Origin of the sequence: Gaetbulibacter saemankumensis DSM 17032 (genome assembly GCF_000425645.1) — a bacterium.
Taxonomy (GTDB): Bacteria; Bacteroidota; Bacteroidia; order Flavobacteriales; family Flavobacteriaceae; genus Gaetbulibacter; species Gaetbulibacter saemankumensis.
Window position 1 is genome coordinate 869,676 of sequence record NZ_KE384430.1, and the last position, 20,180, is coordinate 889,855.

The 20,180-nt window shown below is 34.2% G+C and carries 23 protein-coding genes; 13 read left to right on the forward strand and 10 right to left on the reverse strand.

The features are described 5' to 3' along the window. Positions 1–28: 28 nt before the first annotated feature. Positions 29–676, reverse strand: a complete 648-nt coding sequence (locus H611_RS0110530) for a DUF4271 domain-containing protein (RefSeq protein ID WP_027138339.1) — start codon at positions 674–676, stop codon at positions 29–31. A gap of 121 nt (positions 677–797) precedes the next feature. On the opposite strand from H611_RS0110530, the gene H611_RS0110535 reads away from it, so the two are divergent. The 3 genes from H611_RS0110535 to H611_RS0110545 are packed head-to-tail and all read left to right on the forward strand — an operon-like array spanning position 798 to position 3,392. Then, positions 798–1,523, forward strand: a complete 726-nt coding sequence (locus tag H611_RS0110535; protein WP_027138340.1) for a polyprenol monophosphomannose synthase — start codon at positions 798–800, stop codon at positions 1,521–1,523. A 5-nt stretch (positions 1,524–1,528) separates the two neighbouring features. Then, positions 1,529–2,875: a dihydroorotase gene (locus H611_RS0110540; RefSeq protein WP_027138341.1), complete on the forward strand. Its 1,347-nt coding sequence runs from the start codon at positions 1,529–1,531 to the stop codon at positions 2,873–2,875. A 1-nt stretch (position 2,876) separates the two neighbouring features. Next, complete coding sequence (locus H611_RS0110545; protein ID WP_027138342.1) at positions 2,877–3,392, forward strand: DUF4296 domain-containing protein; 516 nt, start codon at positions 2,877–2,879, stop codon at positions 3,390–3,392. Here the strand turns inward: H611_RS0110545 and H611_RS0110550 are convergent. After that, complete coding sequence (locus tag H611_RS0110550; RefSeq protein WP_027138343.1) at positions 3,358–4,368, reverse strand: NAD-dependent epimerase/dehydratase family protein; 1,011 nt, start codon at positions 4,366–4,368, stop codon at positions 3,358–3,360. The genes H611_RS0110545 and H611_RS0110550 overlap by 35 nt on opposite strands. Positions 4,369–4,454: 86 nt before the next feature. Here H611_RS0110550 and tyrS point away from each other — a divergent pair, with 86 nt between their 5' ends. Further along, the gene (tyrS, locus tag H611_RS0110555) at positions 4,455–5,750 is read left to right on the forward strand and encodes a tyrosine--tRNA ligase (RefSeq protein WP_027138344.1); all 1,296 of its coding nucleotides are present in this window, start codon (positions 4,455–4,457) and stop codon (positions 5,748–5,750) included. 159 nt (positions 5,751–5,909) lie between these two features. Here tyrS and H611_RS0110560 read toward each other — a convergent pair whose 3' ends face one another. From H611_RS0110560 to H611_RS0110570, 3 genes are all read right to left on the reverse strand, one after another. Next, positions 5,910–6,890 (reverse strand): LuxE/PaaK family acyltransferase, encoded by a 981-nt coding sequence (locus tag H611_RS0110560; protein WP_027138345.1) that lies wholly within the window; start codon positions 6,888–6,890, stop codon positions 5,910–5,912. 81 nt (positions 6,891–6,971) lie between these two features. After that, positions 6,972–8,972 (reverse strand): lamin tail domain-containing protein, encoded by a 2,001-nt coding sequence (locus H611_RS14540; RefSeq protein ID WP_051238786.1) that lies wholly within the window; start codon positions 8,970–8,972, stop codon positions 6,972–6,974. A 109-nt stretch (positions 8,973–9,081) separates the two neighbouring features. Further along, positions 9,082–9,426: a T9SS type A sorting domain-containing protein gene (locus H611_RS0110570; protein ID WP_027138346.1), complete on the reverse strand. Its 345-nt coding sequence runs from the start codon at positions 9,424–9,426 to the stop codon at positions 9,082–9,084. A 198-nt stretch (positions 9,427–9,624) separates the two neighbouring features. Between H611_RS0110570 and H611_RS0110575 the strand changes: the two genes are divergently transcribed. Both H611_RS0110575 and H611_RS0110580 read left to right on the forward strand, forming a co-directional pair. Further along, positions 9,625–10,305: a response regulator transcription factor gene (locus H611_RS0110575; RefSeq protein ID WP_027138347.1), complete on the forward strand. Its 681-nt coding sequence runs from the start codon at positions 9,625–9,627 to the stop codon at positions 10,303–10,305. Next, the gene (locus H611_RS0110580; protein WP_027138348.1) at positions 10,305–11,348 is read left to right on the forward strand and encodes a sensor histidine kinase; all 1,044 of its coding nucleotides are present in this window, start codon (positions 10,305–10,307) and stop codon (positions 11,346–11,348) included. The genes H611_RS0110575 and H611_RS0110580 overlap by 1 nt, the downstream gene beginning before the upstream one ends. Here the strand turns inward: H611_RS0110580 and H611_RS0110585 are convergent. After that, positions 11,322–12,380 carry a glycosyltransferase gene (locus H611_RS0110585; RefSeq protein WP_027138349.1) on the reverse strand — a complete coding sequence of 353 codons (1,059 nt, stop codon included), beginning with the start codon at positions 12,378–12,380 and terminating at the stop codon, positions 11,322–11,324. The two genes, H611_RS0110580 and H611_RS0110585, sit on opposite strands and share 27 nt — an antisense overlap. Before the next feature lie 136 nt (positions 12,381–12,516). On the opposite strand from H611_RS0110585, the gene trmB reads away from it, so the two are divergent. From trmB to H611_RS0110615, 6 genes are all read left to right on the forward strand, one after another. Next, positions 12,517–13,191: a tRNA (guanosine(46)-N7)-methyltransferase TrmB gene (trmB, locus tag H611_RS0110590; protein ID WP_027138350.1), complete on the forward strand. Its 675-nt coding sequence runs from the start codon at positions 12,517–12,519 to the stop codon at positions 13,189–13,191. A 2-nt stretch (positions 13,192–13,193) separates the two neighbouring features. Further along, positions 13,194–13,823 carry a LysE family transporter gene (locus H611_RS0110595; RefSeq protein WP_027138351.1) on the forward strand — a complete coding sequence of 210 codons (630 nt, stop codon included), beginning with the start codon at positions 13,194–13,196 and terminating at the stop codon, positions 13,821–13,823. A gap of 1 nt (position 13,824) precedes the next feature. After that, the gene (locus H611_RS0110600; RefSeq protein WP_027138352.1) at positions 13,825–14,157 is read left to right on the forward strand and encodes an MGMT family protein; all 333 of its coding nucleotides are present in this window, start codon (positions 13,825–13,827) and stop codon (positions 14,155–14,157) included. A 97-nt stretch (positions 14,158–14,254) separates the two neighbouring features. After that, positions 14,255–15,394: an Mrp/NBP35 family ATP-binding protein gene (locus H611_RS0110605; protein WP_027138353.1), complete on the forward strand. Its 1,140-nt coding sequence runs from the start codon at positions 14,255–14,257 to the stop codon at positions 15,392–15,394. Beyond that, on the forward strand, positions 15,395–15,640 hold the full coding sequence (locus tag H611_RS0110610) for a NifU family protein (RefSeq protein WP_027138354.1): 246 nt from the start codon (positions 15,395–15,397) through the stop codon (positions 15,638–15,640). 192 nt (positions 15,641–15,832) lie between these two features. Then, entirely contained in the window at positions 15,833–16,162 is a 330-nt protein-coding gene (locus tag H611_RS0110615; protein WP_027138355.1) for a 2Fe-2S iron-sulfur cluster-binding protein, read from the forward strand. A gap of 63 nt (positions 16,163–16,225) precedes the next feature. Here the strand turns inward: H611_RS0110615 and H611_RS0110620 are convergent, their stop codons facing one another. The 3 genes from H611_RS0110620 to H611_RS0110630 all read right to left on the reverse strand — a co-directional run bounded on the left by H611_RS0110620 (position 16,226) and on the right by H611_RS0110630 (position 18,892). After that, entirely contained in the window at positions 16,226–16,816 is a 591-nt protein-coding gene (locus H611_RS0110620; protein ID WP_027138356.1) for a c-type cytochrome, read from the reverse strand. Between the two features lie 131 nt (positions 16,817–16,947). After that, positions 16,948–18,126, reverse strand: coding sequence for an acyl-CoA dehydrogenase family protein (locus tag H611_RS0110625; protein WP_027138357.1), 1,179 nt, complete (start codon positions 18,124–18,126; stop codon positions 16,948–16,950). 106 nt (positions 18,127–18,232) lie between these two features. Further along, a complete protein-coding gene (locus H611_RS0110630; RefSeq protein ID WP_051238830.1) occupies positions 18,233–18,892 on the reverse strand; it encodes a tRNA1(Val) (adenine(37)-N6)-methyltransferase in 660 nt (219 codons plus the stop codon). A 240-nt stretch (positions 18,893–19,132) separates the two neighbouring features. On the opposite strand from H611_RS0110630, the gene H611_RS0110635 reads away from it, so the two are divergent. Then, on the forward strand, positions 19,133–19,585 hold the full coding sequence (locus tag H611_RS0110635) for a hypothetical protein (RefSeq protein WP_035483764.1): 453 nt from the start codon (positions 19,133–19,135) through the stop codon (positions 19,583–19,585). Positions 19,586–19,639: 54 nt separating this feature from the next. On the opposite strand, the gene rimM is transcribed toward H611_RS0110635, so the two are convergent. Next, on the reverse strand, positions 19,640–20,164 hold the full coding sequence (gene rimM / locus H611_RS0110640) for a ribosome maturation factor RimM (RefSeq protein WP_027138360.1): 525 nt from the start codon (positions 20,162–20,164) through the stop codon (positions 19,640–19,642). Between the last annotated feature and the right edge of the window lie 16 nt (positions 20,165–20,180).

A 20,180-nucleotide genomic window follows, 5' to 3' on the forward strand; every position in this document is an offset into this window, starting at 1 on the left:
TGTTAAAGTAGTGTGTTAGTTCATCAATTTATTTAGAAAAGGACATCTTAAATAAGAAAATATAAGGTGCAATTTCAAGAGTGCAAAGATACAAAATAAAATAAAAAAAGTTACCCTTTATTAAACTTTCATGGTTCTTAATTGTTCCAATAATGCCCAGTATATTTATAATGAGCAAAAAGATAATTATGCTGTAAATAAAAATTAACGAAGGGGTAAAACTGTAGAGTAAAATGGCATTAATTGGAATAAGTAAAATGCCTAAATAATTTTTATAAGTTATTTTTTGAAATAAGTATTGGTCTATGAGTTTGTCGATTTCGAATAAGCTACCAATAAGGCGTTCTATAAATACTTTTATTAAAATAATAACTGCTATGCCTATGGGTAATTTAAGAACCTGATTTAGTGAATAATCTACAATACCTGTTAATTGTTTGTTTAGCAGAAGTATAAAAATTGAAGTCGATAAAATAAGATTGAAAAATAATAAAGCATCAAATTTATCGAAGAATTTCTGGTCTCTAGAATATATTTTTAAGTACTTCGAATTGCCAATAATCACGACAAAATCGTTAAACCTGTGCGGGGCTATTAATTTTGTAATAGCCACATTTACAAGCCCTAGCATGATAAAAATCGTAAATAATTCGTTCGATACAATATCTCTAAGCATGTTGTAAAATTATTATAAAAATTTCACTAAATGGCTTAATTATTAAGGAATATTTAAAATATTTCAAGTCTGAATAGTTTACATTTGCTAAAAATAATCTGGTATCATTTTAAACAAAAGAATGACAAATACTATCGTAATCATTCCAACTTATAACGAGATTGAAAATATAGAGGCTATCATTAAGGCAGTATTTTCCCAATCGGATGACGTGCATGTTTTGGTAGTCGATGATAATTCGCCAGATTTAACAGGAGATAAAGTAAAAGCACTTCAAACTGAATATAAGAACCGCTTATTTCTTGAGGTACGTCAGGAAAAGGCTGGACTAGGTACGGCTTATATTCATGGTTTCAAATGGGCATTAGCCAGAGCGTATCAATATATTTTTGAAATGGACGCAGATTTTTCCCATAACCCAAATGATTTGCCTAAACTTTATCATGCTTGTCATGCTGAAGGGGCTGATTTAGCTATTGGATCGCGTTATGTTACTGGAGTAAATGTGGTAAACTGGCCAATGAGCAGAGTGTTATTATCTTATTTAGCGTCGCGCTACGTACGTTTTATAACGGGTATGAAAATTCATGATACGACTGCAGGTTTTGTTTGTTATAAACGCAAGGTGCTTGAAACTATTAATTTAGATAAGATAAAATTTATAGGCTACGCCTTTCAAATTGAGATGAAATTTAAAGCTTATTTGGAAAAATTTAAAATTACCGAAGTTCCTGTTATTTTTACCGACAGAACACGGGGAGAATCCAAGCTAAGTTCAAGTATTATTTCAGAAGCTATTTTTGGAGTAATATCGATGAAAATAAATAGTTTATTAGTAAAAAAGTAATGGGTATGAAAGATAAATTGGTGTTGATAAAAAACGCTAAAATTGTTAATGAAGGATTGGTCTTTAATGGTGATTTGTTAATAGAAGGCGACACCATAAAAGAAATAAATGAAACTATTAGTGCGAAGTCTGCAGATGTACATGTTATTGATGCAGAAGGTAAATACTTATTACCTGGAGCAATAGATGATCAGGTACATTTTAGAGAACCAGGCTTGACACATAAAGCTAATATCGAAACCGAGTCGAAAGCTGCCATTGCGGGAGGTATTACCTCTTTTATTGAAATGCCAAATACCAATCCGCAGACCACTACTATTGAAAAGTTAGAGGCTAAGTTTGATATTGCCGCAAAAACATCCTCTGCTAATTATTCGTTTATGTTTGGTGGAACTAACGATAATTTGGACGAAATTTTAAAGGTTGATCCTAAATCGGTAGCTGGATTAAAATTATTTTTAGGTTCATCAACAGGAAATATGTTAGTGGATAATCCGGAGGTTCTTGAGAAGATTTTCAAAAGTACGAACATGGTTATTTCAGTACATTGCGAAGACGAGGCAACTATAAAAAAGAATTTTCAGGAGCATTTAGATGAGTATGGTGAGGACATTCCAATTAAATGTCATCCTATAATTAGAAGTGAAGATGCTTGTTATATTTCTTCTTCAAAAGCTATTGAATTAGCAAAGAAAACAGGAGCGAGGTTACATGTATTTCATCTGTCTACAGGGAAAGAAACTAAATTATTTAGTAATAAAATCCCGCTTAAAGATAAAAAGATAACGGCCGAAGTTTGTATACATCACTTGTGGTTTTCGGATGAAGATTACGATAAAAAGGGGACTTTAATCAAGTGGAACCCTGCAGTAAAAACCAAGAAAGATAGAGATCAATTATGGGAGGCCTTGTTAGACGATCGTATCGATGTTATCGCTACCGATCATGCACCTCATACTATCGATGAGAAAAAAAATGTTTATACCAATGCACCTTCAGGAGGACCTCTAGTGCAGCACGCTTTGCCCGCTATGTTAGAAATGTACCATCGTGGTAAAATTTCAATAGAAAAGGTGGTTGAAAAAATGTGTCATAACCCAGCAATTTTATTCGAAATTGAAAAGCGCGGTTATATTAAAGAGGGTTATTTTGCCGATTTAGTACTGGTTGATTTAAATAATCCTTGGACGGTTAATAAAGATAATATTTTATATAAATGTGGATGGTCGCCTTTTGAGGGAACCACCTTTAAATCGAGAATTACTCATACTTTTGTAAATGGTAGTTTGGTTTACCAAAATGCTAAATTTAGTAAAACCAAGGCAGCAAAACGCTTAACATTTAATCGGTAATATGTTAAAACGATTTATAGTAGGAGGTGTATTATTGGCGTTAGTCCTTTCCTGTAACAATTCAGGGAAGCCCGAAAAGCCAGATAATCTAATCTCTAAAAAAGACATGATTAACATTTTAATCGACGCGCGATTAATAGGGTCGTCCAGTGGTATTAATAAAAGAAAAATGCGCGAAGCTGGTATCGATGTGGATAAGTATGTTTTAGAAAAATACGGTATCGATAGTTTGCAATTTGCTCAGAGTAATGAATATTATGCTTATTATATTGACGATTACGAAGAGATTTACGAAAAGATTGTAGATAGCCTAGAGGGTTTAAAAAACACATTAAAAGAATTTGAGGAGCAAGAGGAAGCGGAGAAAAAGCGTTTAGATTCACTTAACGTAATTAAGGAACACGATTCCGTTATGAAACTTTTTAGTAAGGATTCTTTAAAAAAGCAATTATTGGATAAGAAGGAATTGGAGGAAGGTATTCTTATTGATCCTGTTTCAGAAATTGATCAGAAATAGACTTTAAGCTCCCTTCGATAGGGGTAAATTTATAATTTAAGGCTTCTATTATTTTATCGCTACTGTAATTTTTTTCGGCAGATAATGAAACGCATAAATGTTTGGTTAGTTGTCTGCGCTTTCCAATAAGTTTATGTGCTAACCAATCAAGTCGCCATAAAATACTCAATAACCCCTTTGAAGCTAGTTTATTGGGAATAGCACCTTTTACTGACTCTGCTAAATTTTGAAGAAATTTTTTGTAACTCCAGTTTTCTGCAACCAATATAAAACGCTGGTTCGTAATAGAGCTTGCCATTAAACGAGTCATAATATCAATTACGTCTTTTACGTCTATTAAAGCGATTTTTCCTTGTGTATAGTATTTAATACCTTTTTTTGCTTTTTTAAAAAGACTACCAGTTCCATATTTCCAGATACCGGATCCTAGTATAACGCCGGGATTTACAATAACAGCATTTAATCCTTCTTGCGTTGCGCGCCAAACCTCCATTTCTGCACCGTATTTAGTAATCGCGTATACCGTATTTTCATTTTCTGGATTCCAATGCGTGTCTTCGGTAATGAGTTCATTATTGATAGGTTTGCCTAAAGTAGAAATAGAGCTTACATAGCATAGCTTTTGTATGTTTTTCTCTAAGCACATATTAACGATGTTGGCAGTGCCTTCGATGTTAATTTTACGTAACAGAGCATATTTATCTGGCTCGAAAGAAACAAATGCTGCGCAATGGTAAACATGGGTTACTTGATTGAAAGCGGCTTCAAGAGAAGGAATGTCTTGTATGTCGGCCTGAACCCATTCAATTTTATCAAAAAGAAGTTGGTAATTGTTGGTATAGCAAGCAAAGACGTCTTTGGTTTGCCTTAACTTCTTTTCGTTTCTATAAATGGCTCTTGTTTTTTCTCCACTATTTACAAGATTATAAAGTAAATGCGCACCAACTAAGCCTGTTCCTCCTGTAACTAAAATCATGGAACTAAAGTAAAGAATTATTCATAATACATGAGTAATTATACATTGATTTTTATCTTTGTCGTAGTTTTCCAAAAATATAAAAAATGATAAAGAATTTTGTAGAAGAATTAACTTGGCGTGGTATGATTCAAGATAGTATGCCAGGGACCGAAGAACATTTATTAGAGGCCATGCGTTTAGCTTATGTTGGAATTGATCCTACAGCCGATTCCTTGCATATTGGACATTTGGTAGGTGTTATGGGGCTTAAACATTTTCAGTTATCAGGACACAAACCTATTGCGCTTGTTGGTGGAGCTACGGGTATGATTGGTGATCCTTCAGGGAAATCGGCCGAGCGTAATTTGCTTAATGAAGAAACACTTCGTCACAACCAAAATGCTATCAAAGAGCAGTTATCTCGATTTTTAGATTTCGATAGTAATGCTGAAAATGCGGCATTGATGGTAAACAATTACGATTGGATGAAGGAATTCTCGTTTTTAGATTTTATTCGTGATGTTGGTAAGCATATTACTGTTAATTATATGATGGCAAAGGATTCAGTTAAGAAACGATTGTCATCAGAATCGTCAGTTGGGATGAGTTTTACCGAATTCACCTATCAGTTAGTTCAAGGTTACGATTTTCTACATCTTTTTAAAAGCCATCAATGTACTTTGCAAATGGGAGGTAGCGATCAATGGGGAAATATTACTACGGGTACTGAAATGATTCGTCGTATTGAGGGCGGAAAAGGGTATGCACTCACTTGGCCATTAATTACTAAAGCCGATGGAACTAAATTTGGAAAAACTGAAGGCGGTAATATTTGGTTAGACGCTGAGCGTACATCTCCATATAAATTCTATCAGTACTGGTTAAATACTAGTGATGTTGATGCTGAAAAGTACATTAAAATTTTCACCTTTTTATCACGGGAGGAAATAGAAAATTTAATTGCTGAACATAATGAGGCGCCGCATTTACGTGTCTTACAAAAACGCCTGGCTGAAGAGATTACCACGATGGTGCACTCCAAAGAAGAGTTAGAGAATGCCATTAAAGCCAGTGAAATTCTTTTTGGAAAATCGACTAGTGACGATTTAAAACAACTTAATGAAAAGACATTCTTAGATATTTTTGAAGGTGTTCCTCAAACGGAAGTGTCGAGAGAAGATATTGAGGAAGGTTTAGATATTATTGCTGCTCTTGCCGAAAAGGGAGGCTTTTTGAAGTCTAATGGAGAAGCCCGTCGTGCCTTAAAAGAAAATTCGATATCTGTAAATAAAGAAAAGGTAACCGCTGAATATAGCGTCAGTGTTTCCGATTTAATAAACGATAAGTTCGTACTGCTACAACGCGGTAAGAAAAACTATTTTGTTCTTACTGTAGCATAGAAAAATAAAGCCTGATTGTACAATCAGGCTTTATCAACTAACCAACCAACTAAAAAAATAATCATTCTTTTTCTTAGCTAGGTTGTTAGACGTTTATTCTTTTGTTTCCTTACAAATGGTGGAAATATTTTTCAGACTATTTAAAACATAAAATTTAGACTACAAAACCATGAGGTTACAGCCTCGAATATCAGAATTATCAAAACGTCCGATGACTTCAAAAGAACCATCTTTATAAGTTCTACCTAGATCCTGCGTTGCGATAAATGCGCAAGAGTTTATGTTAGCAAGATCGATAACGTTAATACCTCCAGTTTTACCTGTTTCCTGAATACTTAATGGATCTTCGGTGTCACGTGTTAAAATTTTCATCCATTTCGGACAATTAAATATGCCATGCCCTTGAGAGTACCCCTGACTTAAAAGTTCTGTCATGCCATATTCGCTATGAATAGCATCGACACCAAACCCCGCTTTTAATTGTTTATGAAGCTCTTCACGAATCAATTCTTTTCTACGACCTTTCATGCCTCCAGTTTCCATAATGATAGTATTTTTTAATTTAAACTGATAAGTTTCTACCAGGTCTAATAATGCAAAAGAAACCCCGATAAGGAGTGTTTTTTTGTTTTCTGATTCTAGCTTTATGAGGGTGTCTGTGAGTTCCTTTAAATTATTTAGATAAAACCCGCTTTCTTGGTGCTTGGATTGTTTGATAAAGGCATTTGCCATATAGATTAATGAAGAACCTTCGCGCTCCAGGTATGAAGGTAAAAGGGCCAACACCACGTAGTCTTCTACATCACCATAAAACTGTTTGAAACCTTTAGTAAAACTTTGTTCGTAGATTTTTAAGTCGGTAACTAAATGTTTACTTGTAGTTATTCCCGTGGTTCCCGAACTGCTAAAAGTTGTTTGTACGGAATCTTTAGAGCTTAGAATGTCTTTCGATTTAAAAAACTGAATGGGTAAATAGGGGATGTCTTTGGTGGATTTTACGTCACTAGGGTGTACATATAATAAATCGCAGAACGATCGATATACCGGATTGTTTACAAACTGATATTTATATACTTCCAAGGCTATAGTCTCAAACTCCCCTTGGTTTTTAATGTTAAAAATGGCGTTGCTATCTATCATAAGTTATCGTTTAGCAAAAGTAGATAAAATAAAAAAGCGCCACCAGATGGCAACGCTTTAAAATTTATATAGGCAGAAAATCTATTTAATAATAAGTTTTTGTGTAGCAATGGCTTTATCTTGAGATACTTTCAATATATAAATACCGGTATTTAATTTAGAAATATCTAAGGTGTTATTAGCTACAGTCTGTTTCATGATTTGTTTGCCTAACAAATTATAGATTGAAACATTCATAGTTGCTGTACTTTTGGCTGTTATGTTTACATAACCTAATGAAGTTGGATTAGGGAATAATTTAAAACCTTCTATAGCTATTTTTTGGTTTGATAGGGTGAAATCGTTAGCTGTTCCAGGGGTGCCGAGGTCGCCAGCTCCAAAAGTAGAAGTTCCTTCCCCCCAGTTTATTCCAGTATCATTGTCTGTGTGGTTCAATGTTGTTGTTGAAAGTTGCATGCTTACTCCTGGTGTGTCGGGAAAGTCAGAGTCGTTATAATAGACTTCATCAATGATTGTACTAGAGCAGGAGATTATCACTTCATCAGCGCTGTTTGCAAGATTCAACCCTGTATATTCATGATCAACGGTAACTCCTCCATTAGTTCCATAATCACTATTAATACCCAAAATAGCATAGGATGTTGAGTTTATTATTAAATCTGCGGGTATTGTATAAGATTCTCCATCTGCATCTGAAATAGTCCAGCCTTTTAAGTTTATTGCAGATTCAGTTTTATTATAAATTTCGAAATATTCACCATTAGCATCTGTTACAATATCTGGGTTTTTCATAATTTCAGTAATAATAATATCTCCAACAGAACTGCAAATAGCGGCTGGATTTACTGTTCCCGATACACTAATCGTTTTATTTGCGGCATTAGTTGAAGAAGCTGTTACATTTCCTGAATAGGTATTTTCGCTAAGACCGGCAATCATTCTAATATATATGGTTGTTTCGGCTGCCGTTCCTCCAGTTTGGTTTACCGTTACGGAAGAAGCAAAGTTGCTTCCATTGGTAAGTGACACTTCAAAATCACTGGGAGCGGTTACTGTTATATTGTCTGTTAGAAACAGTCCTTCTACGGTGAAAGAATCTTCTGCAGATGGTCCATTGCCTAAGCTGTATTCTAAGTTACTAATGGATCCATTAATGAAAATTATCGGATCATCTGGTGCGACATTGCCACTTAAAGATACCGTAACATCTGTAGCTCCTGTAGATGTAAGTGTTATGTTTCCACTATAATTATTGGTTGTTAATCCAGAAACCATTCGTACATATATGGTAGTTAGACTCACTGTGCCATTTGATGGCGTGAGGTTTAATGAATTGGTATAGTTAGTTCCGCTATTTAATGATATTTCGAAATTTGTTGGGGCAGTAATAACAACATCTGTTGTTAAGTTAGAGGCGCTAACCGAAAATGTATCCTCTCCAGAAGGACCATTGTTTTGGTAATAGAAAAATCCTGTAACCGATGATGTAGCATCAATGGTTGGTGTATTGGATGCAATACAACCTGCATGAGATCCAATTTTATCCCATTGGTCATCAGTTGGAAATGTATACCATTCTGAAGTAAAAGAACCAGTGGGATTTGGGTTAGGGTCACATATTGATTCTTTTCTAATTAAAGTGTGATTTGCAGTGTTTCCTGATAGACCTACACTCCATCCGCTTCCTGGGTCTATTCCAATTTCGCCTATTAAATCAATAATTGTATTCGATTTGGTTAATGCTATGGCGTCATCTCCATTGAAGTTTGTAATACTGCCACCTGCTATGTCTCCATTATTAACAATTACGACATCTGCACTAGAGTTATAAATAACATAAACATCATTGTTGCTAAGAATTCCACTTAAAATTAAGGTGTTAGATACTGAGTTTGATCCATTAAAATAAATATCAATAGCATAATTACTTAAATCAACACTACTGCCGGTACCATTATATATTTCTAAAAACTTATTGTTGGAAGAACCTTCTCCATACATGCTAAAATATAATTCAGATGCTTGGCCAAAAGAAAATGTTGAAATAATAAAGTAGAGAAATAAAAAGTAAAGATTTTTCATAATATTTACAGAAATTATAAGTTTATTCCTATAAAATTAGTAAAAAAAATCTAACAAAATATTATGATCAGTTATTTAGCTGTTTATTCACATCGAAATAACAATTTATTTACTTAATAACTAATTTTCTGGTCTCGCTAATGTTGTTTTCTGTGATTTTTAAAATATATACTCCCTTGCTTAATTCAGAAATATTTAACTCGTTATTCGATAGGTTTGTAGATAAAAGTGTTTTGCCTAAGACATCGAAGATTTCAATTTTCTTGGTAAAGTTATGTTTGGTGGTAATATATAAATAGCTTCTGCCGTTGGTCACAGGATTTGGATAAATAGAAAAATTTTCGATTTTTTGTGGCATAGAATTACTGCCTTTCTTTATAGATTGCCCATATCCGTTATGGCTTAAAAAGAAGGTTAATATAAAAAATGAAAAAATAAAGTAGAGTTTTTTCATAGGGTTATTTTAGTTACTTTAAAGTTAATCAATCAATTGCAAAATTTATACCAAAAAATGTTAAAGATTTTAAACATTGGTCGAAAGATTAATTTCATGTAACTTGTTTGTTACGTTAATGTTATTAATTTAGTACTTAAGATTATTTAATCTTAATAATTTTATCTTTACTCTGTAATTATTTTATAATTAAAGAAAATGAAAAAGAGCGATATTAAAATCCTATTAGTTGATGATGAGCCTGATATTTTGGAAATTGTTGGTTACAATTTGTCAAGTGAAGGTTATCAGGTGATTACAGCCGAAAATGGTCAGGAAGGAGTGAAGAAAGCCAAAAAGGAAAAACCTCAACTAATAATTTTAGATGTTATGATGCCGGAAATGGATGGTATCGAAGCATGTGAATTAATACGTAAAAATCCAGATTTACAAAATACACTTATTGTTTTCCTAACTGCTAGAGGAGAGGATTACTCTCAGGTAGCTGGTTTTGATGCTGGAGCCGATGATTATATTACCAAACCTATTAAGCCAAAAGTTTTGGTCAGTAAAGTAAAGGCTTTATTACGTCGTTTTAGGGAAGAGGATGTCGCCGATAGTGTTAAAATAGGAAGTCTCGAGATAAATAGAGACGAATACAAAATTACTTCAAAAGGAAAAGAGATTGTATTGCCAAGGAAAGAATTTGAATTATTATCTTTATTGGCATCAAAGCCTGGAAAAGTTTTTAAGCGAGACGAAATTTTAGATGCCGTATGGGGTAACGAGGTAGTCGTGGGTGGCAGAACTATTGATGTACATATTCGTAAACTTCGCGAAAAAATTGGAGACGATAGTTTTAAAACGATAAAAGGAGTAGGCTATAAGTTTGTAGATTAATGCAGTCAAAATTTAAGAAATCTTATAGGTTTGCGGTAAAAACATCATTTTACCTAACCGCCTTTATAACGCTCTTAACGGGTGTTTTTTTATATGCTTTTTTCGAGCTTAAAATTTGGTTTTTACTGGCTTTGGCCGTAAGTATTTATGCCTTCTCTTTTGCTATTATTCAATATCGGGTAGAACGGTTTATTTATCGAAGGGTAAAAAAGATTTACGACGATTTAACACTTTTAGAATCCACGAGTCTTACTAAAGGTACCATTACTACCGATATGCAGACGCTAACTCGAGAGATTGATAAGTTTGCTCGTGATAAAAAAATAGAAATTGAAACTCTTAAAGTACGAGAACAATATAGGAAAGAGTTTCTAGGAAATGTGTCTCACGAGTTAAAAACACCACTTTTTACAGTTCAGGGTTATATTCTCACTTTACTGGATGGTGCGATGAATGATAAAAATTTACGTGAAAAATATTTAGAACGCGCTAATAAGGGAGTAGAACGTTTAAGTTATATCATTCAGGATTTAGATATGATAACAAAGTTAGAGGTGGGGGATTTAAGTTTAGAAATTGAAGCCTTCGATATTGTCCAATTGGTGAAGAGCGTATTTGATATGCTGGAAATGAAAGCTTTAAAGAAGAAAATCACTTTAACGTTCGATTTAAATTATAATAAGCCAATACTTGTTAAGGCAGATAAAGAGCGCATTCAGCAAGTATTAATAAATTTAGTTGTTAATTCTATTAAATACGGAAGAGAAAAAGGAACTACCGAAGTTAGTATAGAAAATCTTATTAAAAATAAAGTTATCGTTCGCGTTACCGATAATGGGGAAGGCATAGAGAAATCACATTTACCACGTTTGTTTGAACGTTTTTATCGTGTGAGTAAAACAGGGTCTAGAAAGGAAGGTGGTTCTGGTTTAGGGTTGTCTATAGTTAAGCATATTATAGAAGCTCATAAAGAGAAGATTTACGTAGAGAGTGAATATGGAGTAGGTAGTGAATTTTCATTCACGCTCGAAAAGGCTAAATAATTCTTTAAAATTACTATTAAAATGAAAGCCTGATAGGCCTTTAAAATCTTCTATCGAATTTAGCATGCCTAAATGGAAATTATCTTGGTCGCAACTAGGAACTAATTTTAATTCACTTAATCGTTTGGCCAGATATTCCTGTTCCGTTTGTCCCGGCGTAGGAATAAAGAATGCTTTTTTATTCAATTTAGCTAAATCCATAACCGTAGTATAACCAGATCGGGATATTATAACTTCGCTTTCATTAATGGTTTGTTCTAATAAAGTGGAGGTCATAAAATTATAGATACTGATATTATCTTTTATTTCAATACGTTGTTTTTCTTCCATTATACCCTTTACAAACACAACTTGACCATTTTTATAATTTTCAAGTTGCTGTAATAGTTTTTGTTCTAAGATGCCACGCTGCGGTTCTGGGCCAGAGAGTAAAACCATGAGTCTGTTTTTAATTTCTACGTCCTGTTTTTCAAAACGACTTTGTGGACCGATGTATTTTGTTGGTATTTCATAGTGTGCTGCATGGCCTAATTTACCGCTCAAATTAATCGCTCCTTCCAAGTCGGGAACCCAGCATTCATCAAATTTTTGGATAAATTTTTCATGTATTTTTGTGCTAAACCAAGTGGTAATTCCACTTAGTACATTAAGTTGATGTGTAATAAAAGCTGTTGGTACATGTTTGCTGTAAACACCTAGTCGGTTATCTGAAATAATACCGTCTATATGAAAAACATCCATAATCTCATTCGTTACTATCTTTTCTTTTTTAATGGCTTTTAAGAGTTTTGGCAAGTCTTTTAATAGCTTTAATTTGAAATATTTGCCTTTTTTAGCATAGGTGACATCGTATGAAGGTAATTCGGTATATACTAAATTGGGGAATTCTTTTCTTAACAGGTCTAAGGCGGTACCATCGCTAGCTATAATCGGATTGTAATTGTTAGCGATTAGCGCATTGATTATAGGAATGCATCTGGTCGCATGGCCTAATCCCCAGTTTAAAGGTGCAACTAAAATTCGGTTTTTCATTTGTAATGATACCAGTCTGTTAAGATTCTTTAAAAATCAAAGATACACATATATACACTCTCGTATATTTCCTTAATTTTACCAAATATTTATGTTAACGGTAAATATTAGGAATAATTAAAAACGGAAATAATCTGTGGGAAGTAAGAATAAACTAAGACGCTTTAAGGAGAATGAAACTTTTAATAACGTCTTTCAACCGTCACGCGACGAATTAGTAAATAGTGTATACGAATTAAAGGGAAATTGGAATAAAGCCGTTTTTAAAAATGATAATCCACTAGTATTGGAGCTAGGTTGTGGCAAAGGTGAGTACTCGGTTGCTTTAGCTAAACGTTACCCGGATAAAAATTTTGTTGGAATAGATATAAAAGGTGCTCGTTTTTGGCGAGGCGCTAAAACGGCCATTGAAGAAAATATTTCGAATGTAGCATTCTTGAGAACGCAGATTGAATTAATAGAATATGCTTTTGCTGAGGGAGAAGTTGATGAAATATGGATTACCTTCCCAGATCCACAAATTAAATACAAACGTACAAAGCATCGTTTAACCAATGAGGCTTTTCTGCATCGATATAAAACCATTTTGAAGCCAGATGGTGAGGTGAATTTAAAAACCGATAGTGAGTTCATGCATGGTTATACCTTAGGGTTATTACATGGCGCAGGTCACGAGGTACTTTATGCAAATCATAATGTTTATAAACAAGAGGGAAGTCCGGAAGAAGTTACAAGCATTCAAACGTTTTACGAATCCCAGTATTTAGAGCAAAATAAACCTATTACATATATTAAGTTTAAAATTAAATAGTTTTGAATATAACGTTTATCTTTTTTTTAGGTTTATTTCTGGCAATGGTTGGTGTTATACCTCCAGGATTATTGAATATGACCGCTGCCAAAATAAGTTTAAAAGAAGGGTATGTGAGAGGAGTTATGTTTGCTATTGGGGTTTGCGTTGTGGTGTTAATTCAAACCTATGTGGCTGCTATTTTTGCAAGATATTTAAGTAAACATCAGGAGGTTATTGATATTCTTCAGCGGGTAGCTTTTGTTATTTTCGTTTTAATCACGGTGTACTTTTTATTAGTGGCAAAGAAAGAACCTACCCAGCATGAGGAGCTTGAGATGCGTAGTAAGCACAGTCGTTTTTTTCAGGGTATGTTTATGTCGGCAATCAATGTATTTCCAATTCCTTATCAGGCATATATGACGATTACCCTGGCGTCTTTTGGATGGTTAGATTTTAGTCATACGAGTATATTTTCATATATCTCAGGTGCGGCTATGGGAACTTTTGTAATGCTTTATGTATATATATTTTTTTTTCATAAGATTAAAGATCGATCGATAGCTTCACAAAAAAGTATGAATTATATTATTGGGGGTATCACGGGAATAATTTCCATCGTGACGCTTATTAATATTATTAATGAAATGTAAAATGCAGCTAGACACATTAAGCTTTTTCGACAAGGTTTATGAAGTTGCAAAGCAAATACCTTATGGCCGTGTTACCAGTTATGGTGCAATAGCTAAGTATTTAGGAGCCGCTAGAAGTGCTCGTATGGTTGGTTATGCTATGAATGGTTCGCATGGTAAGGACGTGCCTGCTCACAGAGTTGTTAACCGTAAGGGCGTATTGACGGGGAAACATCATTTCGATGGTACAAATTTAATGCAGCAACTATTGGAAAGTGAAGGTGTTGAGGTTATAGAAAATCAAATTCAGAATTTCGAAGTGGTCTTTTGGGATCCTTCTAAGCATTTATCCTAAATACCTATTTTGGTGATTGTTTAATTGAATAATATCAAGCTTTATTATTAAAATAATTCACTGTATCTTTGTGTCTTAGAATAAATCTAAATAACGCATGAAGCTTAATAAACAAGATATACTTAAAGCATTAGAAACTATAACAGTACCCGGAGAAGGACAAAACATGGTTGAAAGTGGAGCGGTAACCAATGTTGTAACTTTTGGAGATGAGGTTGTTGTAGATCTAACCATAAAAAATCCTAGCCTGCAGGCAAAAAAACGTACCGAAGTTGAAATACTAAAAGCCATTCACGAGCAGGTTTACGAAAAAGCAAAGATAAAGGTGAATGTAAAAGTAGATGCACCCGCTCAGCCAAAGGCCAATGTCATTAAAGGAAAGCCTGTTCCAGGAATTCAGAATATTGTGGCGGTGGCATCTGGAAAGGGAGGCGTTGGAAAGTCTACTGTTACTGCTAACTTGGCCGTAACGCTTTCTAAAATGGGATTCAAAGTTGGAGTGCTTGATGCCGATATTTATGGGCCTTCTATTCCCATTATGTTTGATGTTGAAGCAGAGAAACCTTTAGCGGTTAATGTTGAAGGAAAGTCAAAAATGAAACCAATTGAAAATTACGGAGTAAAAGTATTGTCCATTGGGTTCTTTACGCAACCTAATCAAGCGGTAGTTTGGCGTGGACCGATGGCTGCGAAGGCCTTAAATCAAATGATTTTTGATGCACATTGGGGAGAATTAGATTTCTTACTTATAGATTTACCTCCAGGAACTGGTGATATTCACTTAAGTATAATGCAGGCACTTCCAATTACAGGAGCTGTAGTTGTGAGCACACCTCAAAATGTAGCTTTAGCAGACGCGAAGAAGGGTGTTGCCATGTTTCAGCAGGATAGCATAAGCGTACCAGTATTAGGGATTGTAGAAAATATGGCTTATTTTACACCTGCAGAATTACCTGATAATAAGTATTATATTTTTGGAAAAGAGGGAGCTAAACATTTAGCAGAAGATTTGAATGTACCTTTCTTAGGGGATATTCCTTTGATTCAAAGTATTAGGGAGGCAGGTGATGTTGGGAGACCGGCGGCCCTACAAACAGCAACTCCATTGGAAAAAGCTTTCGAGACACTTACTCAAAATATTGTTCAGGAAGTAGTAAAGCGTAATGAGGATTTACCTCCGACAGAAGCAATTAAAATAACAACTATGGCAGGATGCTCAGCCGTTAATAAAAAATAGATGACCTCAGAAGAAATTAAACTAAATGTAGAGAAAGCCCTTGATGAAATTCGCCCTTTTTTACAAAGTGACGGCGGCGATATTTCTTTGTTGTCTATTGAAGATAATGATACGCTTGTTAAAGTTCAATTACAAGGCGCTTGTGTTGGATGTAGTGTCAATCAAATGACACTTAAATCTGGTGTGGAAATGACTATTAAAAAGTATGTTCCGCAGATAGAAAAGGTTATAAATATTGAAGTTTAAATAAATTCTAAACTATCAATAAAAATAGTCTCTAAGTAAAAATGAATTTATAAAAATAAGGAATTTTGATAATTCCTTATTTTTTTGTGTTATAGGCACAGATTGTCAATTGAATAGCTTAAAAATTAAATGACAAACATTAAATTTGCCGAACGATTTTAAATCGGTGTTTTGGTAAAATAAATTAAAAGAATGGAAGATATTAATATAAAAATAACAGATAGAGATGGCGTTACTCATGAGGTAGTGGCTCCAACAGATATGGCTATGAATCTTATGGAAGTGGTTCGTTCTTATGAACTTGCTGAAGAAGGAACTATTGGTATTTGTGGAGGTATGGCCATGTGCGCGTCTTGCCAATGTTATATATTAAGCGATACTGAGCTACCTGATATGAGTGATGATGAAGAAGCGATGTTATCTGAAGCTTTTAATGTAAAACCGAATAGTCGCTTGGGATGTCAGATACAAATGACACCGGAATTAGAAGGTTTAGAGGTGGTATTAGCACCAGAAGAATAAGATAATTAAAATAAACAATATATCCCGTTCCATAATTTAAAAAATGGAACGGGATTTTTTTTGTTATTCTTGCATTATAGGGGGTAGGGGAGCGCTAACAACATTTTCTATAGGTTTCTGAGTTTTTAAATAGGCGAAAATAGATTTAATATCTTCGTCGGTAAGTTTTGCAAAGTCTTGCCAAGGCATTGGTGGTAGTACCATTCTACTACCCTCTAAACCTTTGTGTTTTCCCTCTCGAAGTGATTTAAAAAATTGTTCTTCTGTCCAAGTACCTATACCTGTAGCATCAGGTGTTAAGTTTGCAGCAAAGGATGTGCCCCATGGACCGGTAAATGAAGTTAAGCCTGGTGTGAATAACATATAATGTTTGGCTGTTTCTTTGTCAAATGGCGCTAAGACTTCATCTGCAGGATGCCCCGATAGTAGACGTTTTGGATCTGGGATAGGACCTTGTTCAGTCATGATTTTTGGTGAATGACAGTGGTGGCAACCACCTAAGTCGACTAAGTATTCTCCCCGTTCTACTAGGTTTATCGTAGGCTCTTCTTTTACTTCTGGTTTATCTACAGTAGTATCTGTTTTTTTCTGATTTGAAATACAGGCATAGAAAAAAAGACATGCTAGCATTAAAAATGAAAAGTTGGTTTTCATAATATATTAATATTTAATTAGTTAGTATTTGAGTAAAGTTAATAAATAAATACGTACTCAATTAATTAGATAATTAATATAGGTTAATGTTAGAGTTTTAAAATTTTTCTGTATTAGCGTTATAAGACTTTCTATTTAAAAGCATTTAGACCGGTAATATCTAAACCGGTAATTAAAAGGTGTATATCATGGGTGCCTTCATAGGTTATTACACTTTCCAAATTCATAGCATGACGCATTATAGAGTATTCTCCTGTAATGCCCATTCCACCAAGTATCTGCCTCGCTTCTCGAGCAATGTTTATAGCCATATCCACATTATTTCGTTTTGCCATCGATATTTGTGCTGATGTTGCTTTGTTCTCATTGCGTAGTACACCTAATCGCCAAGTTAATAACTGCGCTTTGGTGATTTCAGTTATCATTTCTGCTAATTTTTTTTGTTGCAATTGAAATTGACCTATAGGCTTACCAAATTGTCTACGTTCTTTGCTGTATCTTAATGCGGTATCATAACAGTCCATGGCGGCCCCAATAGCACCCCAGGCAATGCCATATCTTGCTGAATCTAAACATCCAAGGGGAGCGCCAAGACCTGATTTATTGGGTAATAAATTTTCTTTAGGAATTTTTACATTATCAAAAATAAGTTCACCTGTTGCGCTGGCTCGTAACGACCATTTATTATGAGTTTCTGGAGTAGAAAAGCCTTCCATGCCTCGTTCAACAATTAATCCGTGTATTCTACCAGATTCATCTTTCGCCCATACAATAGCAATTTGTGCGAACGGAGCATTGCTTATCCACATTTTGGCACCATTTAAAAGATAGTAGTCGCCCATATCTTTAAAGTTCGTTACCATTCCTCCTGGATTGCTGCCATGGTCGGGTTCGGTTAATCCAAAACAACCTATCCATTCACCATTGGCTAATTTTGGAAGGTATTTTTGGCGTTGAGATTCAGAACCATATTTCCAGATAGGATACATTACTAAAGAGGATTGTACTGAGGCCGTAGATCGAATGCCAGAGTCTCCGCGTTCTATCTCCTGCATGATTAAACCATATGAAATTTGATCTAAACCGGCACCACCATAAGTTTCGGGTATATATGGGCCAAATGCCCCAATATCTGCAAGCCCTTTAATTATTTGCATCGGGAATTCAGCCTTTTGCGCATACTCTTCAATAATAGGAGAAACGTCGCGTTTAACCCATTCTCGGGCCGCACTTCTAACTAATTTATGTTCTTCAGTAAGTAACTCATCGAGATTATAATAGTCAGGAGCTTCAAATAAATCCGTTTTCATAGAGGCTAGAATTAAATAGTATTGATGAAAATAATTAGCAAATTCGACTTTTTATTGTGAATTTGATATTTTATTTTCTCAAATTTAAATAATTCTTATTGGTCTTTTACATTTTTATATAGAAATCTTTTGTGAGATTTATGTAGTCTTCTGTATATTCATGGCGGGCGGTTTCAATAATTAACGTATCGATTTGAGGTGAGTTTTCTTCAAATGAGAATTCTAAAAGACTTCTTTTAAATTCCGATTTAGGACTACCCTTAACCTGTAAAATACGGTTTGGAAATAAATGATGATTTTTGGCTATTTCGATAAAATCCGACTCTTCTTTAAAAGGAATAATAACATTAAATTTCCCGTTATCAGAAAGTAATTTTACAACGCTTTTAATAAGATGATCAAAAGGCATGGCATCACTGAATCTCGCTAAATCCCGTTGTGAATTTTCGGTTTTATAATCTTCTTTGTAAAATGGCGGGTTACATATTATTAAATCATAGGTGTCTTCAATTTCCTCTGCAAATTCTTCCAGAGAGGCATGGTAACAAAATAGACGATCTCCCCAGTCTGATTGCTCGAAATTTTCAACACATTGTTCATAAGCTTCGTCATCTATTTCAAGAGCATCAATGATCTCGGCATGTGTTCGCTGGGCAAGCATTAAAGATAGTATGCCTGTACCAGCGCCTATGTCGAGTGTGGAATACGGATGAGGATTTATATTGGCCCACGCACCTAATAATACACTGTCAGTGCCTATTTTCATGGCACAGCGATCTTGGTTTACACTAAATTTTTTGAAGGAAAATGGTTTTGTTGACACGATACAATTGTTAAAATATTGATAAAAATGTGTAGTTTGTATGGTTAAAAAATACTAAATTGTCCTAAACTCTGTTAAAAATATATAGAGACCTTAATTTAGTGTGTACCTTAGTAGGTAATTGTTTAAGTCCTCTTCATGTTAGAGTTGATTCTAGGAACAAATTAAAGACAATTTATTTAAATGAAGCATACAAGAAAAATTATGGATAGTTTGCGTGGACTTATGATTTTAAATCAGAAGCTGGCAGATATTTATATGGATATTAGCAAGGGTGATTTTGATGATGTGATAAAAGCTTTTTTTGGTGAAGTAAGTAAGAATAGAAAAGCTTTTTATGTTGAATTGAAAAAGGAGCTGGATAAATTAGAAAGTGATCATAAATCGATAAGAGCTATAAATTCCGGAATTGAAATGAACCTTCTTGGAATTAGGAAAGCTATGGCTTCAAAAAATGTAACAGCATTAGCTAACGAAGTACGTCTTATAAAAACATTTAGTGTTTATATGTATGATGATTTGCTTAGAGAGATAAGTTTACCATTAGCGTTATGTAAAAAATTGATGAAGCAGCGAGATGCCATTCAGGAAAAACTTAATGGTGTTAAAAGGTACGAAGAGTTAGTTGAAAACTAGATGGTTAGATTAATAGATGAAAAAGGCGAATTAAATAATTCGCCTTTTTTTATATTATAGGTACAGGTCGATGAGGCCTTCTGGTGTGTCAACGGTAACAGTTTTTTTGTCCCGATTAACCTCCAATATGAATTCGTCGTTCATCGGAATTAAAATTTGTTTACCATTGTTTTCTACTTCAAACAACGCTTGAGCAGTTGTGTCGTTAACGCCAACGATAGTGCCTACAGTACCGTAATTCTTGTCCTCCATTTTGAAACCTATAATTTCATGGAAATAAAACTTATTGCCTTCTAATTTTGGAAGTAAATCTAATGGTAAATAAACTTCACTTTTAATAAGAGCGTCAGCATCGGCTTCGCTAGTTACGTCTTCAAATTGTACACGTAGTAAATTTGAACGGTGTAATTGTGAACTTTCTATAAAAAAAGGTATAAAGCTATTATTTAATTCTATAAATACCGCATCCAGATGTTCGTACAATTCTGGTTGGTCGGTATCTAATTTTATTAATAATTCGCCTTTAAAACTGTACTTCTTTACAATTTTTCCTAAGTAAAAGCAATCTTCTTTTTTCATTTTGTCTTAAGCGATC

Bases quoted from the DNA above. Each gene is read 5' to 3' on its own strand.
- H611_RS0110530 (WP_027138339.1), bottom strand. From the start codon at position 676: ATGCTTAGAGATATTGTATCGAACGAATTATTTACGATTTTTATCATG.
- H611_RS0110535 (WP_027138340.1), top strand. From the start codon at position 798: ATGACAAATACTATCGTAATCATTCCAACTTATAACGAGATTGAAAAT.
- H611_RS0110540 (WP_027138341.1), top strand. From the start codon at position 1,529: ATGAAAGATAAATTGGTGTTGATAAAAAACGCTAAAATTGTTAATGAA.
- H611_RS0110545 (WP_027138342.1), top strand. From the start codon at position 2,877: ATGTTAAAACGATTTATAGTAGGAGGTGTATTATTGGCGTTAGTCCTT.
- H611_RS0110550 (WP_027138343.1), bottom strand. From the start codon at position 4,368: ATGATTTTAGTTACAGGAGGAACAGGCTTAGTTGGTGCGCATTTACTT.
- tyrS (WP_027138344.1), top strand. From the start codon at position 4,455: ATGATAAAGAATTTTGTAGAAGAATTAACTTGGCGTGGTATGATTCAA.
- H611_RS0110560 (WP_027138345.1), bottom strand. From the start codon at position 6,890: ATGATAGATAGCAACGCCATTTTTAACATTAAAAACCAAGGGGAGTTT.
- H611_RS14540 (WP_051238786.1), bottom strand. From the start codon at position 8,972: ATGAAAAATCTTTACTTTTTATTTCTCTACTTTATTATTTCAACATTT.
- H611_RS0110570 (WP_027138346.1), bottom strand. From the start codon at position 9,426: ATGAAAAAACTCTACTTTATTTTTTCATTTTTTATATTAACCTTCTTT.
- H611_RS0110575 (WP_027138347.1), top strand. From the start codon at position 9,625: ATGAAAAAGAGCGATATTAAAATCCTATTAGTTGATGATGAGCCTGAT.
- H611_RS0110580 (WP_027138348.1), top strand. From the start codon at position 10,305: ATGCAGTCAAAATTTAAGAAATCTTATAGGTTTGCGGTAAAAACATCA.
- H611_RS0110585 (WP_027138349.1), bottom strand. From the start codon at position 12,380: ATGAAAAACCGAATTTTAGTTGCACCTTTAAACTGGGGATTAGGCCAT.
- H611_RS0110600 (WP_027138352.1), top strand. From the start codon at position 13,825: ATGCAGCTAGACACATTAAGCTTTTTCGACAAGGTTTATGAAGTTGCA.
- H611_RS0110605 (WP_027138353.1), top strand. From the start codon at position 14,255: ATGAAGCTTAATAAACAAGATATACTTAAAGCATTAGAAACTATAACA.
- H611_RS0110610 (WP_027138354.1), top strand. From the start codon at position 15,395: ATGACCTCAGAAGAAATTAAACTAAATGTAGAGAAAGCCCTTGATGAA.
- H611_RS0110615 (WP_027138355.1), top strand. From the start codon at position 15,833: ATGGAAGATATTAATATAAAAATAACAGATAGAGATGGCGTTACTCAT.
- H611_RS0110620 (WP_027138356.1), bottom strand. From the start codon at position 16,816: ATGAAAACCAACTTTTCATTTTTAATGCTAGCATGTCTTTTTTTCTAT.
- H611_RS0110625 (WP_027138357.1), bottom strand. From the start codon at position 18,126: ATGAAAACGGATTTATTTGAAGCTCCTGACTATTATAATCTCGATGAG.
- H611_RS0110630 (WP_051238830.1), bottom strand. From the start codon at position 18,892: ATGAAAATAGGCACTGACAGTGTATTATTAGGTGCGTGGGCCAATATA.
- H611_RS0110635 (WP_035483764.1), top strand. From the start codon at position 19,133: ATGAAGCATACAAGAAAAATTATGGATAGTTTGCGTGGACTTATGATT.
- rimM (WP_027138360.1), bottom strand. From the start codon at position 20,164: ATGAAAAAAGAAGATTGCTTTTACTTAGGAAAAATTGTAAAGAAGTAC.